Here is a 4,788-nt window from a genome sequence, read left to right as displayed (position 1 = left end):
TAAAACTTTCTGCTCTGAAAAACATTCTATCCATATCAGTAACATTTGATACATCCCAATTACTTATATCTTTATTAAAACTTTCTGCTTCTCTAAACATTCTATACATACTAGTAACATTTGATACATCCCAATTACTTATATCTTGATTAAAAGCCTTTGCATATGTAAACATATAACTCATATCAGTAACATTTGATACATCCCAATTACTTATATCTTGATTAAAATTTTCTTCTTCCAAAAACATAAATTTCATATCAGTAATATTACTAGTACATATTCTATTAGCTGGATATTTTCATCCAAATTCATCTATATTATTTTTTACATCACCTTTATCTTTTGCTACATAATATTCATTTCATTCTATTTCCATTGTCTTTCATGCTCCAACTCATTCACAATATACTATTCAATCTTTTATATATCAATCTTCACTAGGAGTTGTAATTTTTTCTTCTTTATTTTTACATTCTTTTCACCAATTAGGCTCTTTATTTTCTTCTCATTCAAATCATGCCTTTAAATAAAAGTGTTTTGGTCTAGTACCTATATTTTCAACACACCAATTACTTAAATCTTGATCAAAAGCTTTTGCATTATCAAATATTTTAATCATATTAGTTACATTACTTGTATCCCAACTACTTATATCTTGATTAAAACTAGTTGCTTCTCTAAACATCCATTCCATATCAACAACATTACTTGTATCCCAATCACTTATATCTTTATTAAAATTTTTTGCATATGTAAACATTTTATTCATAGTAGTTACATTACTTACATCCCAACTTCCTATATCTTGATTAAAATCTTCTGCTCGTGTAAACATACTACTCATATCAGTAACATTACTTGTATCCCAATTACTTATATCTTGATTAAAACTTTTCGCTCATCAAAACATATTATTCATCTCAACAACATTACTTGTATTCCAATTACTTATATCTTTATTAAAACTTTTTGCATGTATAAATACACCTTTCATATTAGTAACATTTGATACATCCCAATTTCCTATATCTTGATTAAAACTCTTTGCATGTCAAAACATACCTCTCATATCAGTAACATTTGATACATCCCAATTACTTATATCTTGATTAAAATTTTCTTTTTCCAAAAACATAAATTTCATATCAGTAATATTACTAGTACATATTCTATTAGCTGGATATTTTCATCCAAATTCATCTATATTATTTTTTGCATCATCTTTATCTTTTGCAACATAATATTTTTCTCATTCTATTTCCATTGTCTTTCATGCTCCAACTCATTCACAATATACTATTCAATCTTTTATATATCAATCTTCACTAGAAGTTGTAATTTTTTCTTCTTTATTTTCTTCTTCTTTATTTTCACATTTTTTTTCTTCATCTCAATCTCTAACACAAACTACAGAATATCCAGTTTTCTTATAGTCGTAATAACGATTTATATTAGAATTTTTTGAATAAAAAAGACGATACCAAGCAGAATTAGTATAGTGAGAATGTTCAGCACTAGACCACCAATAACCTTTTTCTTCCAACTCAGAAAAATCACCATAAATACCACGATTACCAGCTAAGGAGTTAATAAATCATCACAATTTACCAGCATTTCAAGTTGTATCCCATCATAAACCATCACATCTGTTTCATTTATCACTAGCATTATTACATCACAAAGATGTTTCTAAATTTTGCCAATCTGTATCACTAGGAAGATTCCATCAATCTCATAATTGTTGACAAACAGTCATAGCTGCATCCCAATTATATAATCTACCATACTTCTCACAATTAGCAGAATCATCATCATAACACCATGAATTTCCTTCACTTGGTTTATGTCTCATATTTTCACTAGTCCATTCATTACCATCTGGCATTAATTTAGTAGTATAAGTCTCTCATCATCAATTTACTGAACATTCTTCTTTATTTTCTTCTTTTTCTTCTTTTTCTTTATTTTCTTCTTTTTCTTCTTTTTCTTTATTTTCTTCTTTTTCTTCTTTTTCTTTATTTTCTTCTTTTTCTTCTTTTTCTTTATCTACTTCTTTTTCTTCAATTTTATTTTCTTCTTTATCTCATCATTCTCATTTTTTAACACAAACTACAGAATGACTCATTGTTCTAAATGAATACCACCTTGTGATTTCTGGATTATTACCCGTTGTTTTACGCATAATAGCAGCCCTCTCCGATTCATTAACATCATCATTACTTCGCGAAAAAGCTCCCTCGGTACTAGTCCACCAATAACCATAACGGCTTGATAGACTTCGGAATTTTCCAGCTGAATCCACATATCATCCTAATTGATTAAGAACTCATCACATTTTATTTCATTTCCGTCATAGACCATGACATCTATTTTCTTTATCACTAGCATCATTACATCACAAAGATGTTTCTAAATTTTGCCAATCATCATCACTAGGAAGAGACCATCAACCTCATAATTGTTCACAAACAGTCATAGCTGCATTCCAATCATATAATCTACCATATTCATCACAATTAGCAGAATCATTATCATAACAGGAGTGATTTCATGTGGTTGGGGCATGTCTCATATTTTCACTAGTCCACTGATTACCATCTGGCATCAATTTAGTAGTATAAGTTTCTCATCATCAACTTACTGAACCTTCTTCTTTACCTTCTTCTTTTTCTTCTTCTTTATCTACTTCTTTATCTTTTTCTTTTTCTTTATCTTTATTTTCTTCTTTTTGTTCACAATTTTTTTGTTCACAATTTTCTTGTTCACAATTTTCTCATCCCCAATTAGGTTCTTTAGCTTTTTCTCCTTCAAATCATGAATCAGTATTAAAACCTGACGGCATATGAGGAATTTTTTTTACACACCATCTACTTAAATCTTGATCAAAATTTTCTGCTTTTCAAAATGTAGAATTCATATAATTCACATTAGATACATCCCAACTTCCTATATCTTGATTAAATGAATTTTGTGATACTCATAATCCAGTTGATGATAAAAACATATTAGTCATACTTTCAACATTACTAGTATCCCAATTTCCTATATCTTGATTAAAAGCTTCTGCATCAGAAAACATTGATTTCATAGTAGTAACATTACTTGTATCCCAATCATTTAAATCACAACTAAAATCTCATTCTTTACATCAATTATTAAAAGCTTTTGCCTCCTCAAACATCATACTCATATTAGTAACATTACTCACATTCCAATTACTAATATCTTGATTAAAACTTTCTGCTCTTAAAAACATACCTTCCATATCAGTAACATTACTTACATCCCAATTTCCTATATCTTGATTAAAATCTTCTCCTCTCCGTGAAAATACTCTGCTCATATCAGTAATATGACTAGTACATATTCTATTAGCCGAATATTTTCATCCAAAATCATCTATATTACTTTTTCCATCATCCATATCTTTTGCTACATAATAAGTTTCTCATTCTATTTCTATTGTACTTCATACTTCAGCTCATTCACAGTATATTATTCAATTTTCTATATATCATTTACCTTCTTCTCATGCACTCACTGTTGCATAAGATATTCAAGATAAAAAAAGTGTTCACATAAAAAGTAATCATATTTTCTTCATAATTATTATAGTAATATTATAAATAAATTTTATACTAATTTTTTCAAATTAATTAGCATATATTAAAATAATATTATTTTTTTTTATTTTTGCAAGACTTTTTTCTATTTTTTACACCAAAATATTAAATTATTAGTATAATAATATTTATTCTATTCAATAATTAGAAAAAATGTATTGGCATTTTTTATGAAAAATATAAATAGTAATTGACAAATTTATTTTTTTTATTTTTGAGTTGTATCTTATCTTTGTAGATTAAAATCTATAAAAAATCCTTGATTTAAACAAGGATTTAAGAGAATATAAAAATAGATTTATATACTACACAATTTTTATAATTTATTTTCTATTTCTTTTTAATTTTCTTCAAGATAATCTATTTTTTAAGAGAGCTTTTATTTTTAAATAAAAACATTCTATTTGTATATATCAACATAATTTCATTTTTATATTTTTTGAAAAATAGTAATACTTCAATATTGTTTCATTCCAATAACTTCCAAATCTTCTATTTTGTACTTAATTAACATTAGAAGTATTTCAATATACTTTTTTTAATAAACATATTATATTATTAGCACTTAAAATAATAAAAGATAAGAAATAATACACTTCATTATAACGAAAAAAATCATAATTTCAAAAGAAAACACAATAATACTAACTACTACAAAATAAATATTTTTTACTCGCCCAAAAATTTAAGAAACACAATAGAAACTTTTTCTATTTTCGTATACAAGCCAACCGTAATTTTCCATACTCTCCATCACTAGGAGCACCAGAATCACCATCATCATCACCATCACCAACAGGAAACATTGCTGTGTCAACAACATAAGTAAACTTGTCTTCATAACAGTCTTCTAAAGTACCTTGTTTATTCCAGTCATCATCATATAATAGTACTGTATTATTATCTGGGTCCAAATTTTCACAAACTACTTCTGATATTAGCTTTACACATGAAGTCTTTCGACTAATACCTTGTTCCATGTTATATTCATTCACTTCAACAAATACATCATCCAAACTATCACCTGATAAACTTGTTCCATCTTGTTTTTTTACAATCTCACTATTATCTCATAATACAATAAATGAAGATCAATCACTATTTGTATTATTAACTGGAACCCAATTATCTTCTTTTACTATCACTGGTATTTTAATATTTC

General features: G+C 26.6%; 2 protein-coding genes. Both read right to left on the bottom strand.

What is annotated here, in order from left to right; translation table 25 throughout:
• Positions 1-3,607, bottom strand: a 3,607-nt coding sequence (locus VAMP_RS07265; RefSeq protein ID WP_369127424.1) for a BspA family leucine-rich repeat surface protein, incomplete at its 3' end; no start/stop codon positions are given.
• Positions 3,608-4,336: 729 nt separating this feature from the next.
• Positions 4,337-4,788, bottom strand: a 452-nt coding sequence (locus tag VAMP_RS07260; RefSeq protein ID WP_213349845.1) for a hypothetical protein, incomplete at its 5' end; no start/stop codon positions are given.

It is taken from the genome of Candidatus Vampirococcus lugosii (genome assembly GCF_018420025.1).
In the GTDB taxonomy this organism is placed as follows: Bacteria; Patescibacteriota; Gracilibacteria; order Absconditabacterales; family Absconditicoccaceae; genus Vampirococcus; species Vampirococcus lugosii.
The sequence above is the reverse complement of the archived record's forward strand: the minus strand, read 5'-3'. Positions and strand labels throughout refer to the sequence as shown.